The sequence below is a fragment of the Rhodophyticola porphyridii genome, assembly GCF_003688285.1.
GTDB lineage: Bacteria > Pseudomonadota > Alphaproteobacteria > Rhodobacterales > Rhodobacteraceae > Rhodophyticola > Rhodophyticola porphyridii.
Window position 1 is genome coordinate 115,902 of sequence record NZ_RCNT01000008.1, and the last position, 23,324, is coordinate 139,225.

At 63.4% G+C, this 23,324-nt stretch carries 30 protein-coding genes, 1 tRNA gene and 1 pseudogene; 12 read left to right on the top strand and 20 right to left on the bottom strand.

All coding sequences use genetic code 11. The annotated features are described in order from the left end of the window. Positions 1 to 6: 6 nt before the first annotated feature. Both D9R08_RS15410 and D9R08_RS15415 read left to right on the top strand, forming a co-directional pair. Entirely contained in the window at positions 7 to 768 is a 762-nt protein-coding gene (locus tag D9R08_RS15410) for a DeoR/GlpR family DNA-binding transcription regulator (protein ID WP_121898964.1), read from the top strand. Positions 769 to 1,160: 392 nt separating this feature from the next. Further along, a pseudogene (locus D9R08_RS15415) lies at positions 1,161 to 1,430 on the top strand (transposase); the annotation flags it as partial. Positions 1,431 to 1,685: 255 nt separating this feature from the next. On the opposite strand, the gene D9R08_RS15420 reads toward D9R08_RS15415, so the two are convergent. From D9R08_RS15420 to D9R08_RS15435, 4 genes are all read right to left on the bottom strand, one after another. Further along, positions 1,686 to 2,030: a cupin domain-containing protein gene (locus tag D9R08_RS15420; RefSeq protein WP_121899062.1), complete on the bottom strand. Its 345-nt coding sequence runs from the start codon at positions 2,028 to 2,030 to the stop codon at positions 1,686 to 1,688. Positions 2,031 to 2,352: 322 nt separating this feature from the next. After that, positions 2,353 to 3,189 carry an NAD-dependent epimerase/dehydratase family protein gene (locus D9R08_RS15425; RefSeq protein ID WP_121898966.1) on the bottom strand — a complete coding sequence of 279 codons (837 nt, stop codon included), beginning with the start codon at positions 3,187 to 3,189 and terminating at the stop codon, positions 2,353 to 2,355. A gap of 206 nt (positions 3,190 to 3,395) precedes the next feature. Further along, a complete protein-coding gene (locus D9R08_RS15430; protein ID WP_121898967.1) occupies positions 3,396 to 4,094 on the bottom strand; it encodes an FkbM family methyltransferase in 699 nt (232 codons plus the stop codon). Positions 4,095 to 4,142: 48 nt separating this feature from the next. Then, complete coding sequence (locus D9R08_RS15435; RefSeq protein WP_158599020.1) at positions 4,143 to 5,171, bottom strand: zinc-binding dehydrogenase; 1,029 nt, start codon at positions 5,169 to 5,171, stop codon at positions 4,143 to 4,145. Positions 5,172 to 5,290: 119 nt separating this feature from the next. On the opposite strand from D9R08_RS15435, the gene pth reads away from it, so the two are divergent. The 3 genes from pth to D9R08_RS15450 all read left to right on the top strand — a co-directional run bounded on the left by pth (position 5,291) and on the right by D9R08_RS15450 (position 7,515). Then, complete coding sequence (gene pth / locus D9R08_RS15440; protein WP_121898969.1) at positions 5,291 to 6,031, top strand: aminoacyl-tRNA hydrolase; 741 nt, start codon at positions 5,291 to 5,293, stop codon at positions 6,029 to 6,031. Further along, a complete protein-coding gene (locus D9R08_RS15445) occupies positions 6,028 to 7,059 on the top strand; it encodes a DUF2332 domain-containing protein (protein WP_121898970.1) in 1,032 nt (343 codons plus the stop codon). The genes pth and D9R08_RS15445 overlap by 4 nt, the downstream gene beginning before the upstream one ends. Before the next feature lie 69 nt (positions 7,060 to 7,128). Next, complete coding sequence (locus D9R08_RS15450; RefSeq protein WP_227287621.1) at positions 7,129 to 7,515, top strand: DUF2237 family protein; 387 nt, start codon at positions 7,129 to 7,131, stop codon at positions 7,513 to 7,515. Here the strand turns inward: D9R08_RS15450 and D9R08_RS15455 are convergent, their stop codons facing one another. From D9R08_RS15455 to D9R08_RS15495, 9 genes are all read right to left on the bottom strand, one after another. Then, a complete protein-coding gene (locus D9R08_RS15455; protein WP_121898972.1) occupies positions 7,516 to 8,028 on the bottom strand; it encodes a helix-turn-helix transcriptional regulator in 513 nt (170 codons plus the stop codon). Positions 8,029 to 8,052: 24 nt separating this feature from the next. Further along, on the bottom strand, positions 8,053 to 8,454 hold the full coding sequence (locus D9R08_RS15460) for a hypothetical protein (protein ID WP_199709395.1): 402 nt from the start codon (positions 8,452 to 8,454) through the stop codon (positions 8,053 to 8,055). A gap of 83 nt (positions 8,455 to 8,537) precedes the next feature. Continuing rightward, positions 8,538 to 9,011 (bottom strand): hypothetical protein, encoded by a 474-nt coding sequence (locus D9R08_RS19295; protein WP_199709396.1) that lies wholly within the window; start codon positions 9,009 to 9,011, stop codon positions 8,538 to 8,540. A 264-nt stretch (positions 9,012 to 9,275) separates the two neighbouring features. Beyond that, positions 9,276 to 10,505 carry a tryptophan synthase subunit beta gene (gene trpB, locus D9R08_RS15470; protein WP_121898974.1) on the bottom strand — a complete coding sequence of 410 codons (1,230 nt, stop codon included), beginning with the start codon at positions 10,503 to 10,505 and terminating at the stop codon, positions 9,276 to 9,278. Positions 10,506 to 10,623: 118 nt separating this feature from the next. Then, on the bottom strand, positions 10,624 to 11,277 hold the full coding sequence (locus D9R08_RS15475; protein ID WP_121898975.1) for a phosphoribosylanthranilate isomerase: 654 nt from the start codon (positions 11,275 to 11,277) through the stop codon (positions 10,624 to 10,626). Positions 11,278 to 11,286: 9 nt separating this feature from the next. Then, a complete protein-coding gene (locus tag D9R08_RS15480; RefSeq protein ID WP_325048899.1) occupies positions 11,287 to 11,649 on the bottom strand; it encodes a lipopolysaccharide assembly protein LapA domain-containing protein in 363 nt (120 codons plus the stop codon). Between the two features lie 14 nt (positions 11,650 to 11,663). Continuing rightward, positions 11,664 to 11,951 (bottom strand): integration host factor subunit beta, encoded by a 288-nt coding sequence (gene ihfB / locus D9R08_RS15485; protein ID WP_121898976.1) that lies wholly within the window; start codon positions 11,949 to 11,951, stop codon positions 11,664 to 11,666. Between the two features lie 231 nt (positions 11,952 to 12,182). Then, a tRNA-Arg gene (locus tag D9R08_RS15490) sits at positions 12,183 to 12,259 on the bottom strand. A 112-nt stretch (positions 12,260 to 12,371) separates the two neighbouring features. Then, entirely contained in the window at positions 12,372 to 12,683 is a 312-nt protein-coding gene (locus D9R08_RS15495) for an ETC complex I subunit (RefSeq protein ID WP_121898977.1), read from the bottom strand. 643 nt (positions 12,684 to 13,326) lie between these two features. On the opposite strand from D9R08_RS15495, the gene uvrB reads away from it, so the two are divergent. Then, positions 13,327 to 15,522 carry an excinuclease ABC subunit UvrB gene (gene uvrB / locus D9R08_RS15500; protein WP_121898978.1) on the top strand — a complete coding sequence of 732 codons (2,196 nt, stop codon included), beginning with the start codon at positions 13,327 to 13,329 and terminating at the stop codon, positions 15,520 to 15,522. A 233-nt stretch (positions 15,523 to 15,755) separates the two neighbouring features. Here uvrB and D9R08_RS15505 read toward each other — a convergent pair whose 3' ends face one another. Then, complete coding sequence (locus D9R08_RS15505; protein WP_121898979.1) at positions 15,756 to 16,256, bottom strand: NYN domain-containing protein; 501 nt, start codon at positions 16,254 to 16,256, stop codon at positions 15,756 to 15,758. Between the two features lie 154 nt (positions 16,257 to 16,410). Next, complete coding sequence (locus D9R08_RS15510) at positions 16,411 to 16,764, bottom strand: MmcQ/YjbR family DNA-binding protein (RefSeq protein WP_121898980.1); 354 nt, start codon at positions 16,762 to 16,764, stop codon at positions 16,411 to 16,413. A gap of 185 nt (positions 16,765 to 16,949) precedes the next feature. Between D9R08_RS15510 and D9R08_RS15515 the strand changes: the two genes are divergently transcribed. The 4 genes from D9R08_RS15515 (at position 16,950) to D9R08_RS15530 (ending at position 19,488) form a co-directional block, all read left to right on the top strand. Further along, complete coding sequence (locus D9R08_RS15515) at positions 16,950 to 18,038, top strand: hypothetical protein (RefSeq protein WP_121898981.1); 1,089 nt, start codon at positions 16,950 to 16,952, stop codon at positions 18,036 to 18,038. Between the two features lie 166 nt (positions 18,039 to 18,204). Next, positions 18,205 to 18,462, top strand: coding sequence for a hypothetical protein (locus D9R08_RS15520; protein WP_121898982.1), 258 nt, complete (start codon positions 18,205 to 18,207; stop codon positions 18,460 to 18,462). Between the two features lie 204 nt (positions 18,463 to 18,666). Beyond that, entirely contained in the window at positions 18,667 to 19,107 is a 441-nt protein-coding gene (locus tag D9R08_RS15525) for a hypothetical protein (protein ID WP_121898983.1), read from the top strand. A 111-nt stretch (positions 19,108 to 19,218) separates the two neighbouring features. Beyond that, positions 19,219 to 19,488: a hypothetical protein gene (locus tag D9R08_RS15530; RefSeq protein ID WP_121898984.1), complete on the top strand. Its 270-nt coding sequence runs from the start codon at positions 19,219 to 19,221 to the stop codon at positions 19,486 to 19,488. Positions 19,489 to 19,494: 6 nt separating this feature from the next. On the opposite strand, the gene D9R08_RS15535 is transcribed toward D9R08_RS15530, so the two are convergent. From D9R08_RS15535 to D9R08_RS15550, 4 genes are all read right to left on the bottom strand, one after another. Continuing rightward, entirely contained in the window at positions 19,495 to 19,761 is a 267-nt protein-coding gene (locus D9R08_RS15535) for a TFIIB-type zinc ribbon-containing protein (RefSeq protein WP_121898985.1), read from the bottom strand. Between the two features lie 125 nt (positions 19,762 to 19,886). Beyond that, positions 19,887 to 20,210 (bottom strand): antibiotic biosynthesis monooxygenase family protein, encoded by a 324-nt coding sequence (locus tag D9R08_RS15540; RefSeq protein ID WP_121898986.1) that lies wholly within the window; start codon positions 20,208 to 20,210, stop codon positions 19,887 to 19,889. A 146-nt stretch (positions 20,211 to 20,356) separates the two neighbouring features. Beyond that, positions 20,357 to 20,857: a tRNA (cytidine(34)-2'-O)-methyltransferase gene (locus D9R08_RS15545; protein ID WP_233557512.1), complete on the bottom strand. Its 501-nt coding sequence runs from the start codon at positions 20,855 to 20,857 to the stop codon at positions 20,357 to 20,359. Further along, entirely contained in the window at positions 20,850 to 21,692 is an 843-nt protein-coding gene (locus D9R08_RS15550) for a DUF6206 family protein (protein ID WP_121898988.1), read from the bottom strand. The genes D9R08_RS15545 and D9R08_RS15550 overlap by 8 nt, the downstream gene beginning before the upstream one ends. A gap of 105 nt (positions 21,693 to 21,797) precedes the next feature. Here D9R08_RS15550 and D9R08_RS15555 point away from each other — a divergent pair, with 105 nt between their 5' ends. After that, positions 21,798 to 22,274: a HugZ family pyridoxamine 5'-phosphate oxidase gene (locus D9R08_RS15555; protein ID WP_121898989.1), complete on the top strand. Its 477-nt coding sequence runs from the start codon at positions 21,798 to 21,800 to the stop codon at positions 22,272 to 22,274. Between the two features lie 33 nt (positions 22,275 to 22,307). Continuing rightward, entirely contained in the window at positions 22,308 to 22,799 is a 492-nt protein-coding gene (locus D9R08_RS15560; protein WP_147450704.1) for a hypothetical protein, read from the top strand. Between the two features lie 3 nt (positions 22,800 to 22,802). On the opposite strand, the gene D9R08_RS15565 is transcribed toward D9R08_RS15560, so the two are convergent. Beyond that, positions 22,803 to 23,279 (bottom strand): DUF427 domain-containing protein, encoded by a 477-nt coding sequence (locus D9R08_RS15565; RefSeq protein ID WP_121898991.1) that lies wholly within the window; start codon positions 23,277 to 23,279, stop codon positions 22,803 to 22,805. Positions 23,280 to 23,324: the final 45 nt, after the last annotated feature.

Here is a 23,324-nt window from a genome sequence, read left to right on the forward strand (position 1 = left end):
CATATTATGACGCTTAGCTTTCGGCAGGTCGAAATCCTCGAAATCGCCAAACGCGACGGGAAGGTCACGGTCGATAGCCTGGCCCGGCATTTCGGGGTCACGCTTCAGACCATACGTCGCGACCTGACGGAACTGGGCAACGCAGGCCAGCTTGACCGTGTTCACGGCGGGGCGATCATTTCTTCCGGTACCACCAATGTCGCCTATGAAGAACGCCGCTCCCTTCATTCGGAGGAGAAGGCGCGGATTGCGAGGCTCTGTGCCACCGCAATTCCCGATGACTGCTCCGTTTTCCTGAATATCGGCACCAGTACGGAGGCGGTTGCGAGCGAGTTGCTGCACCATCGAAATCTCATGGTGGTGACCAACAACATCAATGTCGCGCACATTCTGGTCGCCGCGGAGCAGTGCGAGGTGATCCTTACAGGCGGCAATCTCGGGCGTTCCGATGGCGGGCTCCTGGGGCCGCTCACGATGGACGCGGTGCGGCGGTTCAAGGTCGATTATGCGGTGATCGGATGTTCGGCCCTCGATCAGGAGGGTGACCTGCTGGATTTCGATATTCAGGAAGTGGGCGTGAGCCAGGCCATCATCGCCCAGGCGCGACAGTCATTCCTTGTCGCGGATCACTGGAAGTTCCAACGGACGGCGCCCGTGCGGATCGCCTCTCTCGCGGATCTGGATGCGTTTTTCACCGATCATCCGCTACCGGGTCAACTTGCTGAGAAATGCCGCGACTGGGGTGTCGAGGTTCACGTGACCGGTTGAGATAGAGGCGGAGCGGTCGAACCGATATCCCGATTTCGCCGCCATATTTCAGGACTGCGAGACCAGCGGAGCCCTTCGGAACGAGCGGCAGCGGCTAAATCGCAGCATCCGAGCCATCCGGGTCGAAAGCGGTCGCACCATCCCCGTGCGTCGTCGGGTAAGCGGCGGCACTAGGGGTCCACGGCGACCGCGATCAACCGTATTTCAATCTTCCATGCGCAGTTGACGTCATTCCGGCGCTGGCGGATCCGAAGGTCAGCCAAAGCGGGTTTGCATGGTTTTGCCGTCAGATCTCGGGAAGGGGTTTGTGAAGTTTTCCCAGAAAGCTGGGCAGTTATCCAAGGTGTATCCCGAACCTTTGACGGGATACGAGAACGGCGAAGCGCAGAAAGTTTACAGACCAGTTTAAAGCCAGGGTGGTGTTGAAAGCGCTCAGGTGCGACAGGACGATCCAACAGATCGCGGCCAGGCATCAAGTTCATCCGAACGAGGTGAGCACAGGGAAGCGGCAGGCGGTTGAAGGCATGGATGAGGTCTTTGCCCATGGCGGCAAACCCGAAGACCCGATTGAGGCTGAGGTCAGGGAGCTGCATGCCAAGATCGGGAGATTGGCTATCGAGAACATTTTGTCCGAAGCCGAGGCGATGGCCTGCAGGTGCTGATCAAACCTGAAAGCCCCGCTGTGATGCGCGGGCGCACATTGCAGGGTGTAGAGAGAGAGTTTGACGTCAGGCCCTTCCCCTCCGCTACCGGCAGCCGCATCTCTGTTTTTGCTCTGTGAACCGCGCGGAATGCCTGTAAGAACTCCGCAATGTACCTGGCCGTCTTCTGACGTAGGATGCCCTGACGGAGCGATTTTCCATATGAGATCGTGACCCTGCGACCGATCGCCGGAAGACAACCCGGATAGCGACTTTCTATACGGCTTCTCGGTCGCCTCTTGTCGTTGGGGAGGAGATGACAAGAAATCTGACATCGCTCGCGGCATCCTCATTTCGCGCCTGATGGATCTGGCCGGGCCGCACATTCAACCCGTCCGACGGGCCGAGCCGCTCTGTGCGTCCGTCGACCTCGATCGTAAGTGTTCCATCGAGAACGAAGAACAATTGGTTCGCCTTGTCGTGAACATGCATCACTTCCGCCGTGCCGGGCGGCATGCGTTCCTCAATCACGCTCAAGTCGTCTCCGTCCAGCAGACGCCAGCCGTCACAGACATCTGCCCATTTGTAGTGCGGAGCGTTTGAACGGTTCACAACAGCCATGGCGTCAGATTGCAGCATTCGCGCTCTCGTTTGCAATCTGATTTGGCCAATCGAACGAAGCCCTGACGCAGCCGCTGTGCAGGTGCCGTTCCGTGCTGCATCCTCATCGGAGCCACCGGCTCCGGGAGACCGGTTTCGGGCAAGTACGGGAAGAAGCTTTCGGCTTTGATCTCGTGCGGGGCCACGTAAAAGTTCACGTCGATACCGCGCCCGATAGAGGGGACAGGATGAAGCGGAGCGGTGCGGCGTCGTGATCCGTCCCCTACTTGCGGGCTCCGTGCCATTGCGAAGCCCCGCCTTTCATGCTGTCGAGGGTCTGACGTCAGGTCTTCTTGCGGTCATCCACAATGTTCATTCCCGCCAGTCCGCTCTGGCCGAGCGGTGTCGAGGCGAAGGGGCCGCCATGGCGCATCTGCGCCAGATCGTCGGTGTCGGCGGGCGGCGCCTCGGCAAGGATCCGTTCGGCAAACCGCTCGGCATTGTCGCGCGGCCGGTAGCCGAGGTAGCTGGCCGCGCTGTTGTCCACCGGCGAGCGGTCGTTGTCGGACACCCCATAGACAATGCTGAACCCGGTGGTCGGCGTGTCGATGGCGCGGGTGACAAGCTGGATTAGATCGTCATAGCTCAGCCATGTTCCGAGGGCGCGCGGGCTGGTGACTTGGGCACAGGACAGGATGCGCAGGCAGACCGACTCGAGCTGCCGCTTTTCCCAGTACATCCGCCCTAGATCCTCGGCGAAGCATTTGGCGAGCCCGTAGAATGTATCGGGGCGGTGCGGCACGTCGATGCCGATGAATTCATTGCGTGGATACATGCCCACCGCATGGATCGAGCTGGCATAGACCACGCGTTTCAGACCCTGCCGGAACGCCGCTTCCCAGACGTTGTAGGCACCCAGGAAATTCGGCCCAAGCATCTCTTCGAACGGCACCTCATCCACGATCGCCCCGAAATGCACGACCATATCCGCCCCGTCGAGCAGGGTGTGGACCGCATCATAATCGGCGATGTCGGCGCGAATGTAGCTTTCGCCGGGGTAAAGCATGCCGATATCCTCCGCGATATCGGAGGAGACCAGCGTCCCGGCCAGTCTCGTCAAGGGCTCCCTGAGGTAGGAGCCGAGGCGGCCTCCGGCGCCGGTCAGAACGATCTTTTTCATATCACTGCCTTTTCAGCAAAGGGCGCACCCTGGAAGGTGCGGTCATGATGGAAGGGTGTCAGATCCCGGCTGCGGTGGCAGCCATCGGTCAGATACTCCGCCCTTGCCGCGGCCATTGTGGGCGGGTGTCGCAGACCATGGCCCGAGAAACCGCTGGCGGAAACGACGTTCGCCACCTCCTGATGCGTGCCGGGGATTGCGGTCGATCACGGGGCCGGCCCCTCCTCCTCCTCGTGCCAGACCCTTCGGAAGCCGAGCGTCTTGCCCCGCGACGTGCTCGGGTCATAGGTCATATGCATATCGGAGGCCCAATCGACGATCTTCTTGATGACGCGCGGGGCGTATTGCTTGGGGTGCAGTTCCAGCACCAGAAAGCGCAACGGGCATGTCCAGGGTTGGGCGAACAGATGCGCCTCGGCGCCTTCAACATCCATCATCACCACATGGGGCCGCTGCTTGCGGATCAGATCGGCGATTGGCACCAGCGGCACCTCGATCGTGTCTGCCCGAACGTTTTTCCGGGCAAGGCGCGAACTGGTGAGGGCATCCCCCAGACGCAACCGAGCGGTCTGGCCCGGCTCCGCATGGCCGGTTACGGCGCCGTGCATCAGCGTGACGCCCTCCTGCCCGTTCAGGGCGAGATTTGCGCGGATCACATCCAGCATGCGGGGATTGGCCTCTACACTCAGCACGTTTTCCGCGCCGGCTCGCATCGCACAGATCGCGGTGACGAAGCCCATGCCGGCACCCAGCTCCAGCACCCGGAATCCGGGCCGGATGCAGCGCCGCGCGGCATTGCCCTCATCGAATTCATACGTGCCGTTTTCGAGTTTTTCGACAAGGCCGGGCTTGGCCAGATCAGACGGCAGGCTGAGTTTCACGCCGTGGACGGTGAAGTTGGGCATCGGCGGCACGGCCTTTCTTGCAGCGACATCGGGGGTGTCAGGGCCGGGCTATTGCGACGGCTCGACGCCAAGGGGAAATGCCCCGGTCGAGATCAGTGTCTTGCCCGCGCTCATATCGGCGGCATAGGCGGCGGGGGCCGTCGCCGCCTCGGCCAGGTCGATGATATGGGCCACATGGCTTTGCGCGGCCCCGTCCTGCAACGCTTTGACGACCTGACGCATGATCAGCATCTTCTGCGGCAGGGATTTCCGGGCGATCCATTTCGATACCCAGAAGCCGCGCACCACGATTTCCCTGAAGAGCAACGTTCCCGGGTTGATCTGCGAGGCCGCGCCCTCAAGCGCGCCGTAGACCAGCACTTCGCCGCGCGGCCTCAGCGCCTCGACCAGCCGGCCTGTCATCACCCCGCCGATCGCGTCCAGCGCAAGGCGGCAGCCGGTGGTCTTGCAGGCGGCGGCCAGTTCCGCGTCGAAATCGGCATCCGTCTGATCCAGAACATAGGTCGCGCCCTCGGCCTTCAGCCGCTCGACCTGCTGCGCGCCGCGCACCACGTTGATCACATCGACGCCCTGCGCCTCGCCCAACCGGCGGATCATCGCGCCCAGCGCCCCGCCGGCGGCGGTGCTGATCAGCGCCCTGTGCCCGTCCTGTTTGGCGATCTGCAGAAACGCCACGGCGGTCAACGGATTGACAACCCCCATCGCCGCCAGCCCCAGAGGCAGATCGGCAGGCAGCGGCAGACACAGCCCCGCCTGCGTCACCATGTATTCGGCCCAGCAGCCTTGCGTATCGGCGGTGCAGGAAACCGGTTTGTCGAGCACATAGCGCCCCATGATGCCGGGCCCGGCGGCTACGACCTGCCCGCTTCCTTCCAGCCCGGGGATCAGCGGATAGGGCCAGGCCAGACCGTACTCACCGTCAAGGAAATGCAGATCAGAGGGATTGATCGGCGAGGCGGCGAGTTTGACCAGAACCTCGCCCGGGCCGGGTTTGGGCACGGACACCTCGCGCAGTTCCAGCGCGGCGCGGGGCGCGGTCAACACAAGGGCTTGCATGGTCTCGGGCAGATCTGGCATCGGCGGCTCCTCGTGTTTCTGGCCCGATCCTGACACGCGCCGCGCCAGCATTCCAGCTTGGCAAATGGCGCAGGGGCTGGCATCACCACCCCCAATCACCAGTTCGGGAGCATTATGCGATGCGCCTTTTTGTCGGGCTTGGCAATCCGGGCGGCAAATACGCCGGGAACCGCCATAATATCGGCTACATGGCTCTGGACAAGATCGCGGCAGATCATGACTTCGGCCCGTGGCGATCCAAGTTTCAGGGCGTGATCGCCGAAGGCCGTCTTGGCGGCGAGAAGGTTCTGGCGCTGAAGCCGGAGACCTTCATGAACCTGTCCGGCCAGTCGGTCGGTGAGGCCATGCGGTTCTACAAGCTCGAACCCGCCGATGTGACAGTATTCTACGACGAGTTGGATCTGGCCCCCGGCAAGTTGCGCGTCAAGACCGGCGGCGGGCTGGCCGGGCATAACGGGTTGCGGTCGATCAATGCCCATATCGGCGCCGACTTCACCCGCGTGCGCATGGGCATAGGGCATCCCGGACACAAGGACCGTGTTTCGGGTTACGTCCTGTCGGATTTCGCAAAGGCGGATCAGGAGTGGCTGGCCGACCTGCTGCAAGGTGTCAGCGATGGCGCAGGCGAGTTGGCCGCCGGGGACCCGGGCAAGTTCATGAATGCCGTGGCCTTGCGCACTGCCCCGCCCAGATCGTCCAAAACGGACGCCAAATCGCGGCCGGCCACGGCCCCATCGGCACCCGCGCCCGCCCCCACACCCAAACCCCCGGCCAAGTCCGGGCCCGACACCGCCCCCCGCACCGAAGCGGAGCCGGATAGCCGCACCCCCCTGCAAAAACTGATGGACCGGTTCAGATGAACGAGCGATTGCGAGAGGCCTTTCTCGGCCAGGCGAAAAGCTGCGCCATCCTTGGCTCGCCCTTCATGGAGCGGCTGATGACCCTGATGGCCAAACGGCTGGCGCCGGGCAGTGCGGTGGCCGATCGCCTGCTTGAGTGGCCTGGCGACCTGACGTCTGCGGGGCAGTCCGTCCCGCTCAGAACAGCCGGCAGCCTGCACGGGCTGGTGCTGGATGGCGGGGATGAGGGCCTCGCACGGGTCTATCCCCCGAACGAGGCCAGCGACGACGCGCTTTGGGGCGAGATCACCCGGGCGTTCCGCGAGCACGAGACACGGCTGATGAGCTGGCTGGATCTGCCGCCGCAAACCAACGAAGTACGCCGCAGCGTCGCCCTGATCCCCGCAGCTTTGCATCTGACCGGACAGTTCGGCCTGCCGCTGACGCTGTCGGAGCTGGGTGCGAGCGCGGGCCTGAACCTCGCCTTCGACCGCTTCGCGCTGGAGACAGGGGCGGGGCCGCGCGGCGCGGCGGGCAGCCCGGTGACGCTGACACCGGAGTGGACGGGCGCGACCCCGCCGGACCTTCCGCTCCGCATCGCGGAACGCGCCGGCGTCGATCTGCACCCGCTGGACCCCGGTCAGCCCGATCAGGCCCTGCGGCTTCTGGCCTATCTGTGGCCGGATCAGCCCGACCGGCTGCGCCTGACCCGGCTTGCAATGGATCTGGCCACGACACGGCCCGAGCCCGGCGACGCCGCGGCATGGCTGCACCGCAGGTTGGCGACACCCCGCCCCGGAACCACCCATCTGATCTATCACACGGTCGCGTGGCAGTATTTCCCGCCCGAAACGCAGAAGACCTGCACAAGAGCCATCGAGGAGGCGGGTGCCCGCGCCACGGAAGACGCGCCTGTCGCCCATTTCTCGATGGAGGCGGACGGACGCGGGCGCGGGGCGGCGATGACCCTGCGCATCTGGCCCGACGGCACCGAGATTGACGCCGGGCGCGTGGATTTTCACGGCAGATGGATCGACTGGCGCCTGTAGCATATAATCTTTGCATTCGATAAGACCTGCCCTAGGTGTAGGAAAAACGGAACGGCAAGGGGCGACGCTATGGGATTAGAGATGGCACCATCGGTGAATGTACTGGGCGGCGAGCTGCAAAGCTGTTCGCAGGATCCGGTGACCGGGTTTTTCCGGAATGGCTGCTGCGACACCGGGCCCACCGATCAGGGGTCACACACGATCTGCGCCGTGATGACCGCCGAGTTCCTCGCCTTCTCGAAATATGTGGGCAACGATCTGAGCACGCCGCGGCCCGAATACGGGTTTGCGGGGCTGAAACCGGGGGATCAGTGGTGCCTCTGCGCCTCCCGCTTCATGCAGGCTCATGAGGACGGCGTGGCCCCGCTGGTCAATCTGGCCGCCACCCATCACGCGGCTCTGGAAATCGTTCCGCTTTCGGTGCTCCAGCTTTACGATCTGAACCAGGAAGCGTAGCTAGCCGGTGCTGCCGCCATCGGGCAGCACCCCGTCGCTCATCAGGTCGTCGACAAAGACGCTGAGCAGTTGCGGCCGCCCGGTCACGCCAGCCTTGCGATAAATCGCGTTGGTCTGAGCCTTGACCGTGCCCTCGGATGTGGCGCGGAGCCGGGCGATCTCGGCAAGACTCATGCCCTTCAGCGCGAACAGGGCCACATCCCGCTCCGCCGGCGTCAGGCCCCATTCGTCAAACCGGTCTTCGACCAGTTCCATGAACGCACCTGATGCGGCGCGCAGTGCCTGCTCCGCGGCCCGCGTGCGCCGGAGCGCCGACCGCAGCAACAGCGCGCCCAGCACCACCCCCATGATCAGCCCGATCGCGGCCCCGATCTCGATCAACTCATGCACTTGCCACGGGATCGGCGCGAACGGCAGCCCGAAGACGGTCAACATGATCTCGGACACGAAGAAAACCGCACAGACAAGTTGCACCACCAGGATGATGACAAAAACACCCGGGCGTTTCAGCATCCCGCGGGCTCCGATCCGGTGGGGTCAATCGTCGTCATCATCCCCGCCGTCATCGTCATCCCCCCCATCATCGTCATCGTCATCGTCGTCATCGTCGTCATCATCATCATCATCGTCATCATCACCGCCGTTTCCGGAACCGGTGCCGCCTCCCCCGCGATCGTCGGAATCGTCGCCCTGGCGCGAGGCGTAATCCCGCAGGATCGCGCCATTGCGCGGGTCCAGCACGATTTCACGAATTTCATCGCCCCTGCGGGCAACGATCCGCACACGGCCCAGCAGAGTCCGGTTTACCCGTTCGATGGTGTAACCCAGCGCTCTCAACTGGGCGACGACCTGATCGGCCGCGCTGGCTTGCGCCGTTGCAGCCCCGGTTCCAAGCAACAGGGCACCCATGGCTGCAAGCAATTCTCTTCGCGTTATCATCTGCCTCCGATCCCGTTGATGCAATCACCCCGACGCCGGGACGCCGGGGGGATCCGCAATGATCTTAGCGCCGGACGACGGGCTTAGTCGTCGTCATAATCGTCGTCATCGTCATCGTAATCGCCGCTGTCATCGCTGCTGTCATCGCCGTAATCGCCATCGTCGTCATCATCATAGTCATCATCGTCATCGTCGTAGCTGCTGTCGTCATCATCATCGTCGCGATAATCATCGTCATCGTCATCGTCGTCATCATAATCGTCGTCATCGCTGTCATCGCTGTTCCAGCGGTCGCTGTCATCATCCGCGTACTCGTCGATATCGGAGTCAAGCAACTGGCCGTCGCGCGAATAGGTGAAATCGCCCTCGAACCCGGCGCCATAGGCATCCACGTCGATTTCGTTGCGCTCGATGTCGATCTCGATGCGCTGGAAACCCTGCGCGCTCAATTCGGCGACAATGCTGTCGATCACCGATTGCGGCACGGCAAGGGCGGGTGCTGCGCCGATCAGAAGGGCGGCGGTGGAGGCGGTCATGAACTTGGCGGTCTTGGTCATCGGTCTGTCTCCTTTTTGTCGGGTTTCGGCCTGACCGGTGCGCGGCCATGGCATGCAGACAGGATGGCCTTTCCACCGGCACCCTTCGATCCGCGGCAGGTTTATCCGCCGCCGATTAAACTTCAGGCCCAGAATAGACCGGGGCATCCCGCAGCCCCATAGACCGCAGGTTTATGCGCGCCCGGGCCGCACAACGACAAACGGCGCCCCGGGGAAGCGCCGCTTTCAACCTTTGGTCTATGCGACCGGCAGGGGTCGGGCGGCCTACCCGGCCTCCATCTCCCAGCCCAGTGCCTTTGCCACGGTGAAAATGTCCTTATCGCCGCGCCCGCACATGTTCATGATGATCAGATGATCCCGGGGCAGTTCCGGCGCGATCTTCATCACATGGGCCAGCGCGTGGCTGGGCTCCAGCGCCGGGATGATCCCTTCCTGCTCACAACAGAGCTGAAACGCCTCCAGCGCCTCGCGGTCGGTGATCGACACATATTGTGCCCGCCCGATATCGTGAAGCCACGAATGCTCCGGCCCGATGCCGGGATAATCGAGCCCGGCGGAGATCGAGTAGCCTTCGAGAATCTGGCCGTCATCGTCCTGCAGCAGATACGTGCGGTTGCCATGCAGCACGCCGGGCCGCCCGCCGGTCAGCGACGCGCAATGCTCCATCCGGTCGTTCACGCCCTTGCCGCCGGCCTCCACCCCGATGATCTGCACATCCTTGTCGTCGAGAAACGGAAAGAACAGGCCCATGGCGTTCGAGCCGCCGCCGATCGCCGCGATTATCGTGTCGGGCAGCCGGCCCTCGGCGGCCATCATCTGTTCCTTGGCCTCCTTGCCGATGATCGCCTGAAAATCGCGGACCATCGCCGGATAGGGATGCGGGCCCGCCACGGTGCCGATGCAGTAGAACGTATCGCGCACATTGGTCACCCAGTCGCGCAACGCGTCGTTCATCGCGTCTTTCAACGTGCCCCGCCCGCTGATGACAGGGATCACCTCGGCACCAAGAAGCTTCATGCGGAAGACGTTCGGCGCCTGGCGCTCCACGTCATGGGCACCCATGTAGACCACGCATTTCAGCCCGAATTTGGCGCAGACCGTTGCGGTTGCCACGCCATGCTGCCCGGCGCCCGTCTCCGCGATGATCCGGGTCTTGCCCATGCGGCGGGCCAGAATGATCTGGCCCAGCACGTTGTTGATCTTGTGCGCACCGGTATGGTTCAGCTCGTCGCGCTTGAGGTAGATCTTCGCGCCGCCCAGCGTCTCGGTCAAACGCTCGGCAAAATAGAGCGGCGACGGGCGGCCCACGTAATGGGTCCAGAGATCATGCATCTCGTCCCAGAAGCTCTGGTCCGTCTTGGCGTATTCATACTGCCTTTCCAGTTCCAGGATCAGCGGCATCAGCGTTTCCGACACGAACCGGCCGCCAAAATCGCCGAAGCGCCCGTCTTCGTCCGGGCCGCTCATGAAACTGTTCAGTCTGTCGTCAGGCATGTGCCGACCTCCGGTTTGGGCTCCGGCCCCGCTCTCGCGCTGACCGGTTCCTTTTCTTTGGGGTTGAGATATCGCGGCAGGCCCCGCGGGGCAACGCCCCCCGGCGGGACGGCGCGGGTCAGCGCGGCGAGGCCACTCCTCTCAGCGCCTCGGCGAAGGCCGCGATCTTCGCGGCATCCTTCACCCCGGGCGCGCTTTCGACGCCGGAACTCACATCCACCTGCCTGGCCCCGGTCATCTCGACGGCCAGCGCGGCGTTCTGCGGCGTCAGCCCGCCTGCCAGCATCCAAGGCACGGGCCAGCGCCGGCCCGCGATCAGCCGCCAGTCGAAAGCCAGCCCGTTGCCGCCCGGCAGACCCGCATCATCCGGCGGCTTGGTATCGACCAGAAGCTGGTCGGCAACGCGGCCATAGGCCTCCAGCTTGGGTAAATCCGCCTCCGTCGCGATCCCCACAGCCTTCATCACGGGCAAACCGTATCGCGCCTTGATCTCCGCCACGCGCGCCGGGGTTTCGGCACCGTGAAGCTGAAGCATGTCCAGCGGCACCCGATCGACGATCCGATCCAGAAAATCGTTATCAGCATCGACCACCAGCGCCACCTTGGCTATGCCCGGCGGCACCTCCAAAGCCAACTCCCGCGCCTCGGCAACCGTGACCGCCCGCGGAGATCTGGCAAAGAAATTGAAGGCCACGTAGCGCGCGCCAGCGACCGCCGCCGCCGCGACATCTTCTGGCCTGCGCAGACCGCAGAATTTGATTGCAATGTCCATCACCGGCACTTAGCGCGAAGAGCCGGTATCCTCAAGCAGGGCCAGCACGTCGTCCTTGCCCTCGTTGGCCCGGCCTTTCAGGCCCTCAACCTCGCGTTCAAGGCGCTGCTTGTCGCGGCGCTGCGTCTTCGCCTCGACCCGGTGGCGATGCTCGCGCAGCCATTCCCATACGAAGCCCACCAGAAGGCCCAGAACGACACCGCCGAAGATGACCAGGAAAAGCGGCAGCTCGATCGCGTAGGACCAGCCGAACCAGAGTGCAAGATTTTCGGGCAGCACCTCCAGCAGAACCGGTTCGCGATTGGCCAGTGCAAGCACGACCAGTCCAAGCGCGACCAGCACCAGAAATGCGTATTTGAAATAGCGGATCACGTCACCCTAGCCTTTCAGCCGTCATGCCCGTTCAACCGATCCCGTAGCAGCTTGCCGGCCTTGAAGAAAGGCACATGCTTCTCCTCGACCGTGACGCTTTCACCGGTCCGCGGATTCCGGCCAACCCGGGCGTCGCGTTTTTTGACCGAAAACGCGCCGAACCCTCTGAGCTCGACCCGATTGCCCTTGGCCATAGCCTCGATAATCTCTTCGAAAATCGCGTTCACGATGCGCTCAACATCGCGCTGGTAGAGATGCGGGTTCTCCTCCGCAAGCTTGGTGATCAGCTCCGAGCGTATCATCCTGTCCCTCCCAGGTAGTGCGCAGCAATTCTGATGACTATAGGCCGATTGGCCGCGCGGCGGAACTGAAAAGCCGCATCCGATTTGCGAAACTCTGCCGGTATCGCCCTGTTTGGACGGGGAAATCACCGATGATCGGCAATCCGCCGCCTTCGGTGGGGGATATGGCTCACCTCTCACCATTTCGTGATTCGGCGGATCGGCGGGGCCGCGGGCGGGCAGGAACTTGTCTGGCGATCCCTGAAGGACTCGAACCCTCAACCTGCTGATTAGAAGTCAGCTGCTCTATCCAGTTGAGCTAAGGGACCGCTCGACGATCAGTTACGCCTTCACGGGGCCGAGGTCCAGATGCGGGTGGCATGCGGGTGGCTGCCCCGCGACCGGTTCGCCGAAGGACGCCACCGGAAACGCCGCCGGATCCTAATGGGTCCAGGCACCGCGCCGGTCGGTGGCGAAATTCTCACCATAGCCGCGCGGGCGGATGTTCGGTTTGCGTGTCTTCGGCTGGATCACCACCGCGTCGATCCCGTTTTCGGCGGCATAATCCCGCGCGGCCTCCAGCGTTTCGAAATGCAGATGCACCTGACTGTTCATGTCGTCGGAACTGGTCCAGCCCATGAGCGGGTCCACCTGACGGGCCGAGGCAGGCGCGAATTCCAGAACCCATTGCCTCGTTTTGGCCGTGCCCGAGGACATGGCGGTCTTGGCAGGTTTGTAGATGCGTGCACGCATGGGCGTCTCTCCGGATGTCTCGCGCTCTTATCGGAAATTCCGGTCTGTCACGCAATGCGCCATCTTTGCGCGGCGATCACTCTTGCTTTCGCGCGGAGCGGCACAAGAAGCCGCAGCAGGTCCCGGCCCTGATCGACGGATCCGCAATTCGGCCGCGTGAAACAGAGACAGGCCGCCTGCCCTCGTATCGAGGTTCCGGCTATCCACTCGTGGCCGGTCGGCACTGGATGCAAGTAGACGATCGGGCGTCCGTTGCGCACCGCAGGGACATGACCGGGACATCTGCAACTGCAATGCGCATGGCGGTGCTTCGCGCAGGTCATGCGTCGAGATCTGGCGGAATACGGCGGAGTATCAGGCGGGAGGAGAAGTGGGTTGCCAACCCGGCTCGAGGGAGCGAGGGGTGGGGTGGGTGCACGAACCCGGTTGGCAACCGCTTCTGCTGCTTGCCAAAAAAGATTATGACGCCGATAGGGTCATTGCAATCAAAAATTCTCCTTAAGGTTGTGCTTATTTGTCTCAAACTCGAGCAGTTTTGTTAACCGTCCGGCAAGGTTTGCCGGGCGGCTGTCAGCATGAGATGAGCAGACCCTTGAACAGGAACAAAATAAGATCATTCTAAGGCTGTCCCATGAGGTCCGTGATGCATAACAACTCCCCCGAACAGATGCCCGTCCTGAACCGCTCCGTGGATGAAGTCCGCGCGCGGGCCAAGCTGGAAGGGGGTAAACGGTTCATTCTGAAAACGGAATTCGAACCTGCGGGCGACCAGCCCACCGCGATCGCGGAGCTGGCGGCGGGGATTCGCGAGGGCGACCAGAATCAGGTGCTGCTCGGCGCGACCGGAACCGGCAAGACCTTCACCATGGCGAAAGTCATCGAGGAGACCCAGAGACCGGCGATCATCCTCGCCCCGAACAAGACGCTGGCCGCGCAACTCTACGGCGAGTTCAAGGGCTTCTTCCCGGAAAACGCGGTGGAGTACTTCGTGAGCTATTATGACTACTACCAGCCCGAGGCCTATGTGGCGCGCTCCGACACCTATATCGAGAAGGAAAGCCAGATCAACGAACAGATCGACCGGATGCGCCACTCGGCCACCCGCGCCCTTCTGGAGCGTGACGATGTGATCATCGTGGCCTCGGTCAGTTGCATCTACGGCATCGGGTCGGTCGAGACCTATGGCGCGATGACCCAGGACCTGATTGCGGGCAAGGAGTACGATCAGCGCAAGGTGATGGCCGATCTGATCGCGCAGCAATACCGCCGCAACGATCAGGCGTTCCAGCGCGGTAGCTTCCGGGTGCGCGGCGACAGTCTGGAGATCTGGCCCGCACACCTGGATGACCGGGCGTGGAAGCTCTCCTTCTTCGGCGAAGAACTGGAAAGCATCACCGAGTTCGATCCGTTGACAGGCGAGAAAACCGACACGTTCGAAAAGGTCCGGGTCTACGCAAACTCCCACTACGTCACGCCGCGACCCACGATGCAGCAGGCCATCAAGGGCATCAAGGCAGAGCTGCAAACCCGGCTTGACCAGCTTGTCGGTGAGGGAAAGCTGCTTGAGGCTCAACGGCTTGAGCAACGCACCAATTTCGATCTGGAGATGCTGGAGGCAACCGGCGTCTGCAACGGGATCGAGAACTATTCGCGCTACCTGACGGGTCGCGCCCCCGGAGAACCGCCACCGACGCTGTTTGAATACATCCCCGACAATGCCATCGTCTTTGCGGACGAATCCCACGTGTCCGTCCCGCAGATCGGCGGGATGTATCGTGGCGACTACCGGCGGAAATTCACCCTGGCCGAGCACGGGTTCCGCCTGCCGTCCTGCATGGATAACCGACCGCTGAAATTCGAGGAATGGGACGCAATGCGCCCGCAATCGGTTTTCGTCTCCGCCACGCCGCAGGCCTGGGAGATCGAGCAGGCCGGCGGTGTCTTCACCGAACAGGTCATCCGGCCCACGGGGCTGCTGGACCCGATGGTGGAAATCCGGCCCGTGGAGATGCAGGTGGACGACCTGCTGGACGAGGTGCGCCGCGTCACCGCGGACGGGTTCCGCACCCTGGTCACGACGCTGACCAAACGCATGGCCGAGGATTTGACCGAATACATGCACGAACAGGGCATCAAGGTACGCTACATGCATTCCGATATCGACACGCTGGAGCGGATCGAGATCCTGCGCGACCTTCGGCTGGGCGCGTTCGACGTGTTGATCGGGATCAACCTCTTGCGCGAGGGGCTCGATATCCCGGAATGCGGGCTGGTGGCCATTCTGGACGCGGACAAGGAAGGTTTCCTCCGCTCGGAAACCTCGCTGGTGCAGACCATCGGGCGCGCGGCGCGGAACGCCGAGGGGCGGGTGATCATGTATGCCGACCGTATCACCGGCTCGATGGAACGCGCGATGGGCGAGACCGACCGGCGGCGTGCCAAGCAGATCGCCTATAACGAGGCGCACGGGATCACCCCCGCGACGGTGAAAAAGAACGTCGAGGATATTCTGGCGGGCCTTTACAAGGGCGACGTGGACATGAACCGGGTGACCGCGAAGGTGGACAAGCCACTCCATGGGGCCAATCTGGAAACGGTGCTGAACGGGTTGCGCATGGATATGCGGAAGGCCGCCGAGAACCTGGAATTCGAAGAGGCCGCGCGGCTGAGGGACGAGATCAAGCGGCTGGAAACCGTGGATCTTGTGATTTCGGACGACCCGCTGGCACGGCAGACGGCAGTGGAGCAGGCGGTGGATTCAGCGACCGGGACGGCCGGGCGCTCCACGGCGGGCAGGCCGGGGCAACGGGGCGGGAATGTAAAGCGACGGAAGCGGTAAGCGCACCGAGGGCCCAATGCCTGCGCGTGGGGTGGCGGTCCGACCGGCATTCTGTGCGCTTCTTGCCAGCCAAATGCGGATGAAGTCAGAGCGATACGTTGCTCCAACCAGATCGCCAGGCCTCCGGGACGGGCGGGCGGTGGCGCGTCGGCCCGAAACCCGCCGAGGGCGCGCTTCGCGCCTTTCTCACCGACCGGAGAGCAAATCGCCCCTATCCAAGACTTCGCCCCCTCCTACGCCGCTTCATCCAACCAAAGCTTCCCGTCCCGAAACCCGCCGCGCAGCAAGTGGCCCGTCTCCTTCACCTCTGGAAAATCCCCCGCCCAATCGCTGAACCGGTCATTCGTGATCACCTTTCCACCCACATCCCGCGCGGCGGCGAGGATGATCGGGTCTGCCGGCTGCCCCTTAGGGACCACAAGCACACGGCTTGCGGGCAGCTTCAGTAGCTCTGCGAAATGACGGTCGTCGAGATATCTGTTGACCAGCTTGTAACCCGCGTTGGCGTCGAACACGATCCCGGGCTGGAACCCTTTCGCCTTGAGCGCGGAGATGACGATTTGGAGGGTCCTGAGCTTCGGCGCTTCCCCGTCCCAATGCATCACGTTCGAGCCATCGATGACGACCGGCTTGCCCCGCCCCTTGTGCCTGCGGACGAGGACGAGCAACAGCAACAGCACCGCAAGAAAGCCGCATGCGGTGGCAAGAACGGCGATGTCGGAAATATAAAGCATTGGGCCCGTCTATTGGATCAGTGTGTCGGGGTCAGAGCGCCGGGATCGAGACGCGAACGCGAAGGATCATCCACCCCCCGAAAGCGATTAGAAGGGGTAAAGAGAAACCGCTTTACATAAATTTGATCCATGGTTGCAACCTGGCATCCCCGCGTCACACCCCCAACTCCGCCCGCCTCTTCTTCGTCATCCCCGCCACGACCAGCCGGTAACTCTCCTCGATATGCTCATGCAGCATCTCGTCGCTCATCGCCCCGTCCTCGTAGACCTGAAGCCATGTCATGCCCCGCGATGCAAGATAGGGTGCAGGGCGGATGCCGGGCTCGCCGCCAAGCACCTCGAACGCGATCTTTCCGACCTTGAACGTGAAGGCGTCCTGTCCGTCGTTCCAGCCGCAGATCGCAAAGACCTTTTCGCCCACCTTCCACACATCTGCATTGCCCCACTGGACCACGTGGGAGGTTGCCTTGAGACCGGCGCAGAACCGGTTGAACTGATCGCGTGTCATGGCCCGACCCTGCCCAGCCCGGCCGGCGGAGGCAAGCGATCTTCGAAGGCGCGCGCGCCCCGCAGGCGCACCCGGATCCGTGCAAATACACGCGCCCTGCCCTTCCAATTCCCCCAAGCGACCCCATTCCTGCCCGAAATCGCGCCTAATTCCAGCCAGAGCAAAACAGACCGGGACAGATACACATGCGATGGGGCCTGCTTTTCACCGATATCTCGGCCCGTCTGATCGGGCTTTTCGGGCTTTATTGCACGGCGCTGCTGCTTCTGGTCTGGGCCCGGAACGCGGGTTTGCCGGAGGCGACGGGCCAGTTCGTTCTGGGGCTCGGGATTTTTTCGCTGGCCATGACGGGACTTTATCTTTTGCCGGGGGTGCATGACAGGGTGTTGCGCAGCACGGTGCGCCTGCTGGCCCGCATCCCCTTCGTGCTGATCAACGCACTCTGGCTCGTCCTGATCATGGCGGTTCTGACCTTCGCATCCGACAGCGGGCACAGGTTGATCCCGATGGAGTTCGGGCGACAGGCCCATATCTGCGCAATCGCCGCCCTTCTGGGGCTGTTCGCGCTGACCATTTTTCCCTTCGGCCTTGCCTATGGCGATGCCAGGGCCGAACTGAACCGGGCGCGTCTTCTCAAACGGCTGGACCGGGACATCACCGCGCGCGCGGCGGGCGCGTTGTATGACACCCAACCAGAACGGCGGCTTCGCAAGCGCGATATCGGCGATGTGCTCGCTCCCCTCCCACTGGGGCTGACGCTTGTCTGGTCGCTCTATGCCTTGCGGTTTGGCGACACGGTTCAAACCGCCCGACTGGACCGATGGGTGGAGACGAACGCGGTGATGCTCTTTGCGAGCATCGCAGTGCTGATCGTGTTGCCGCCCCTCCTCAACCGGCACCTGCGTGCGCCCATCACCCCGCAAGGGGCGCAGCGCGGACTTGGCAGACGGGTGGCCCTGCCCATGCTAGCCCTGCCCATCGCGACCGGTCTGCTTCTTGTGGTTCTGCCCCGTGACGGGCTCCCTGAGGCGTGGAACATGGCCACCGCAAACCCTGTCGAAACGCTGCGCTACAAACTGGTCGATATAGCGACGGAGCCCGGGCTGGGGGGCTGTGTGCGTCTGTTCCCGGTCGACGCTCCCCAACGAAACATGCTGCATTGCGGGATGGACCGCGCGTTCACGGATCGGCTGGCGCCCGGCGATATCTTCGAAGCGACGGGCGAGTTGAGCCGATTTGGCCATACGTTCGATCAGGTTCGCGTTCTGCGCTAGCCGCCGCCGGGCACTTGCGGCGCTTGTCGCCTGCGGTGCCCGCTGTCCGGTCTTTTTGCCGGTCCGTGCGCCAGAGCACAGCGCGCGTCTCTCCGACGCTCTAGACCGTTTCGGGCACGGCTCCCCGGCCTGCAATGTCCAGTTCAGAACAGATAGGAGAGATCAGATGACCAATCCAACCGGCCAATACACCGACGTGCGCGTGGTCGCGATCCAAGGCCATGGCGGCAACATCTCGGGTGCAACCGGCACCTACAGCAATATCAACGTGTTCAGCTGCGGCCCATTTCCACCCAATGACCGCCCCGCGATCGACGGATTCTACAACATCACCGGCAAGCATAACGGGAAGAGCTATTCGTTTCCGGGTGTGAAATGCACGCATTCCGGCGGAACCAGCGACTTCCGGGATCCCAGCAACTGACGGGTCGCGGCGACGCGTACGCCCCGATCCGGTGGCTCCGTCCGGCGCGCCCGGGCGGGGCCGGTGAACGCGCACCCCATGGGTCCGGTTTCGCCACATCCGCCCCGATTAAGGGCCCGGGTCGGCGGGCCGGAAATACGGAAGCTCTACCGGCGCCTCCGGTCGTCTCTTGCCAACGGGCGGAAACGCGCCACACTCCCTGTCATGCGCTGCCTGCTGATGATCGCCGTTCTACTTCTGCCGCTGCCGGCGCTGGCGTGGGATGTCGGCAGAGATGGCCCCCGCTGCACGCTGACCCACCGAACGCCTGAGACGACGATCCGCCTGACCTATGATCCGGGCCTTCCCGAATACACGATCAGTCTGACCCGCCCGGGCGCCCCGTGGCCGAGGGCACCGATCTTCGCCCTGCGCTTCGACGGCGCACAGCCCAACATGATTTCCACCAGTCGGCACATGCTGAGCGACGGCGACAGGCAGCTCATGGTGACCGACAGAGGGTTCGGAAATGTGCTGGACGGTTTGCAATTCAATGACATGGCCACCGCGATTGTCGGCGACGAGATATTGCGAATCCCGCTTGACGGAGCGGCGCCCGAGGTCGCGGATTTCCGCGCCTGCAGGGCACCCCTGCCCATCGGCTGAACAACCGGCACAGCCCCTGCCCGATGCGCCCCCCGGGGACGCCGGGCAGATTGAACCTTCGACAGGCCCCGCGCGACCCATCCCCGAACCATCCTGTCCGGGAGCCTCCTCATGCGCCGTCTCGCTCACATCGTCTGCATTGCCGGGCAACTGGCCTTCACGGGTCCGGCCCTTGCACAATCCTTCAGTATCGGCCTGTCGGAGGGCCCGTTCAGTCTGAGCCTTGGCACGGGGACGCGCAACGCCCGCACATGCGAGATCAGGACGGTGCCGACAGGCGGAACGGTCCGCCTGCGCAAGGGCATGATCGTGGAAAGCGTCAGCTGCGCCGATGCGGACTGCACCCGGCAACGGGTCGTGATCTGTCCGCGCCGCCGCTAGGCCCGCTCAGAAATCGAAGATATCGTCGAGGAAGGATCCGCGCCGCTTTTTCTTGTGATAGCTCGACGACCGGTCCGGGCCCTGATCGTAATCGTCGTCATAGCCGCGGCGCGCCGGTTGCGGCGCGGCCGGCGCATCCGCCGTGGAGCGTTCGATGATCTTGTCCAACTCACCCCGATCCAGCCAGACGCCCCGGCATTGCGGGCAATAGTCGATCTCGACCCCCTGTCGGTCGGTCATTACCAGTTGGGTTCCGTCGATGGGGCATTGCATGGGGCAGATCTCCTGAGGCTTTCATCCATACAGGTAGGCGTCATCAGGCGGCTCGGCAAATGCCGATAGAGAAAGCCTATCGGCCACATGGGGCCCACTCATATCCGCCATCGCCCGGCCGCCGGCTAGGTGTCGAACACGGCCGCGACATCATACATCACCGGTTCGAAACTGCGGCAAAGCTCGGTGATCGCCTTGTTGCGGCGGACCATCTCATCGCTGCGCAGCATCGCCTGAAAATCCTCGCGCCGGTTCCATTGAGAATAATTCGCCACCCGGGTCTGGGCATCGTTCACATGCAGCCCCGCCGCGATGAACCCGGGCTGTTGCGAAATGAACTGATCATAGGCATCGGTCAACGCCTCGATCAGGTCGCGGCAATTGCCGGGCGTGGTTTCGAATGTGGTGATCACGGTTTGCAGGGCCGCACCCTGGACGATGGATGGCATCAGGCTGTCCTTTCTGCTGCGCAAGGGTAACGCCGCAACGCGGGCCGGAGCAAAGGAAAAGAGGCCTCAGGGCACGAGCGGTATCTTTTACCGGAGGCCCACGGTGCCGAACTCCCGACGCCATCGTGGCGAAGCGACGAAAAGGCTCAGACGAAATGGCGGCGCATCGCCTGATACACCACCGCCGTCGCCGCATTGGCAAGGTTGAGCGAGCGGATATGCGGGCTGCGCATCGGGAGATGGAAAACCCGGTCCTCCATCCCGTCCAGTATCTCGGGTTGCAGACCTTTCGTTTCGCGACCGAAGACAAGATAGGCATCGGCCGGGTAGTCCGGCGCATAGAACGATGCCACGCCGTGATCTTCGAAGAAGAAAAGCCGCTCACGGCCAGGCTGTCGCACCCGCAGAAATTCGGGCCAGCTGTCATATTCACTCAGCCGGACATGCCGCCAGTAGTCCAGTCCGGCCCGCCGGACGGCTTTTTCCGAGATATCGAACCCGTAGGGCCGGATCAGGATCAGTTCGAGATCCAGCGCCACACAGGTGCGCCCGATCGTGCCGGTGTTGCCCGGGATTTCCGGTGTGACCAGCACGACCTTCATCCGGGGGGGCGGCCGGTCAGGGGGTCCGGCGCCCGCGTCAGACATTCGGCTTACCTTCCAGACCCAGTATCCGGCGGGTGGCGGTCCAGATCGTGGGCAGACGCGGCGGTGTGTCCAGCTCCGCCATCACCTCGTCTTTCAACGCGCCCGTCAGATGCGTTTCGGCAAACCCCCGCGCCCAGTCAAGCAAATCAGCCTTGTCATCGGGGCGGAGCCGCACCGCGCTGCCGATCAGGCCGACGATGGTGCCTGCGGGGGAATACCATTCGTCCTGGATCGCGCGGATCCGCTCCGGCAGGATCGGGCCAATACCGCGGATCAGCCGGGATTCGGAAAACCGCAGCAGAAGCCTGCCCATCTCTTCGCGCGAATAGCCGATCAGCGGCGGGAATGTGTCGAAGAATATCGGCCCCTCCTGCCCCATGGCGAAGTTGCGGATCGACGGATGATAGCCGATGCGTTCGGGCCGGCGCGCCACCGCCGCCCAGAAGCCCGCGATACTGATCGCCGCCTGATCGAGCAATGCGATCGCCGTTTTCAGATCAGCGGCCCGCAACATGTCGCGGAGCATGGTTTCCGGCGGCAACGCCTTTTGCAGGATCACCGGACGCTGAAAACCCGCCTCCTCCAGCACCAGAAACCGCGTCTCGGGCAGAGTGACGCCGGCATCGCGCAGACAGGCGGCATAGGCGTCATGACGGCGCGCCAGAAGCTCCAGCACCTCGGGATCGCGCCCCCCGCGATAGGTCTTGATCACCCGGTCCGACAGCGGCCCAGACCGGGGGCGGAACGGGGCGCAGAAATATCCCAGGCGGCTGACGGGGTCACCCCGGTCCGCAAGCGCGTCTCGCACGGCGCGGTTCAATTCGCTGGTGTTCATATCCCGCCCTTTCCGCTGGCATTCCCGTGGTTAGGGCGGGGCGCGGCCACGCGCAAGGGTGCCCTGGTTCTGGCGAGGTCGCCGGCCTTGTGATATGCGGACCCCATGGCCGACGCCCCCAACCCGATCCGCGAAACCGACGAGGACGCCCGCACGCTGGCCAAGGGCCTGATCGCGGCCGCGCGTTTCGGCGCGCTTGCCGTGATCGAGCCCGAAACCGGCCTTCCGACGGTCACGCGGATCGCCGTGGTGCCGGGCCCGGACGGAGCACCGATGAGCCTGATCTCGGATCTGTCCAGCCACAGCGCGGCGCTTGCGGCCAATCCGGCCTGTTCGCTGTTGCTGGGTGAACCCGAGGCAAAGGGCGACCCCCTGACCCATCCGCGGATCACCCTGCAATGCCGGGCGCAGCGCGCGGATAAATCGGCGTTGCGCGCGTATTACCTCGGCCTCTATCCCAAGGCGCAGCTCTATTACGATTTCGGCGATTTCCGGATGATCCGGTTTCAGATCGACCGCGCGCTTCTCAATGGCGGGTTCGGCAAGGCCTTCCATCTGACAGCGAATGACCTTGGGCGCTAGGCGATGGCCGGTTTCCGTGCCATGCTATCCCGCATGAGAGCGATTGACCCCGATCTGCTCGGGCGTTGGGGCCTGCCGGGCGAACCTTATATCTACGAGGTTCTGCCAGACGGCAGCTATCACGTGGCCGATGCCGCGGCGCCGCTGAGTTTCTCGGACGATGCGGCGGAAATGACCTGGGACGATCAGGTTTTCGACAGACAAGGCGCAGCCGGTATCGGTGTTGAAGGCGCTTGGCGCGCGCGAGACAGCGCCGAGAGCTGGATGTTCACCGCCGATGGGTCTTACCAGGTCGGGTGGGGCGACGCGCGCCCGCCGGCAACCGGCATCTGGGCCTTGCACGATCATGGCCGCAGGCTCTGGACACGCGAAAAGCTGGCACAGTTGACGACCGACGGGGCCAATGTCGTCTTCCACCTGATCGACGGCGGCCCGCAATCCTATGGCTACACCGTCAGCGACGGGATCTGGACGTTGCTCGACCCCACAAGCTGGAAGAAACGCGCGGCCTATCACAGGCTGTGACGCTCACCAGAACTCGGTTCCCGGCGCGCCCTTGATCCGCCCCTGCAGGTTGGGGGTGACCCAACCGCCATAGAAACTGCCGGGTTGTGGCGAAACCCGCTGATCCCCGACGAAACAGGCATCCATCGGCTCGGAGTAAAACGCGAGATACCCCGCGAGCGACGCGAAGGGTTTCGACGGTCGCGAAAAGCTCCACGCCGCGCGCGGCCGGATCTCGCCGCCCGCCTGCGCCGTCCAGTAGCGCGCGGCCCCTTTCCATTCGCAATAGCTGGCTCCCTGCGCCGCCTTCAGGACACCGGCCATCACATCCTGCGGCGGAAAGTAATAGGTCGGCGCGTGGTGGGTTTCCAGAACCCGAAGCCCTGCCGTCGTATCGGCGATCACCACCCCGCCAAGCACGACTCTCAGCCTTTGCCCTATTTGCTCGATAGCAGGAGGCCTTGGATAATCCTGCACATTTTCAGAGGGAAGATCGTTCATCCCGCTCTCCGACTTGGGAACGCCCCCGCCCCTTCGTCGACCCGG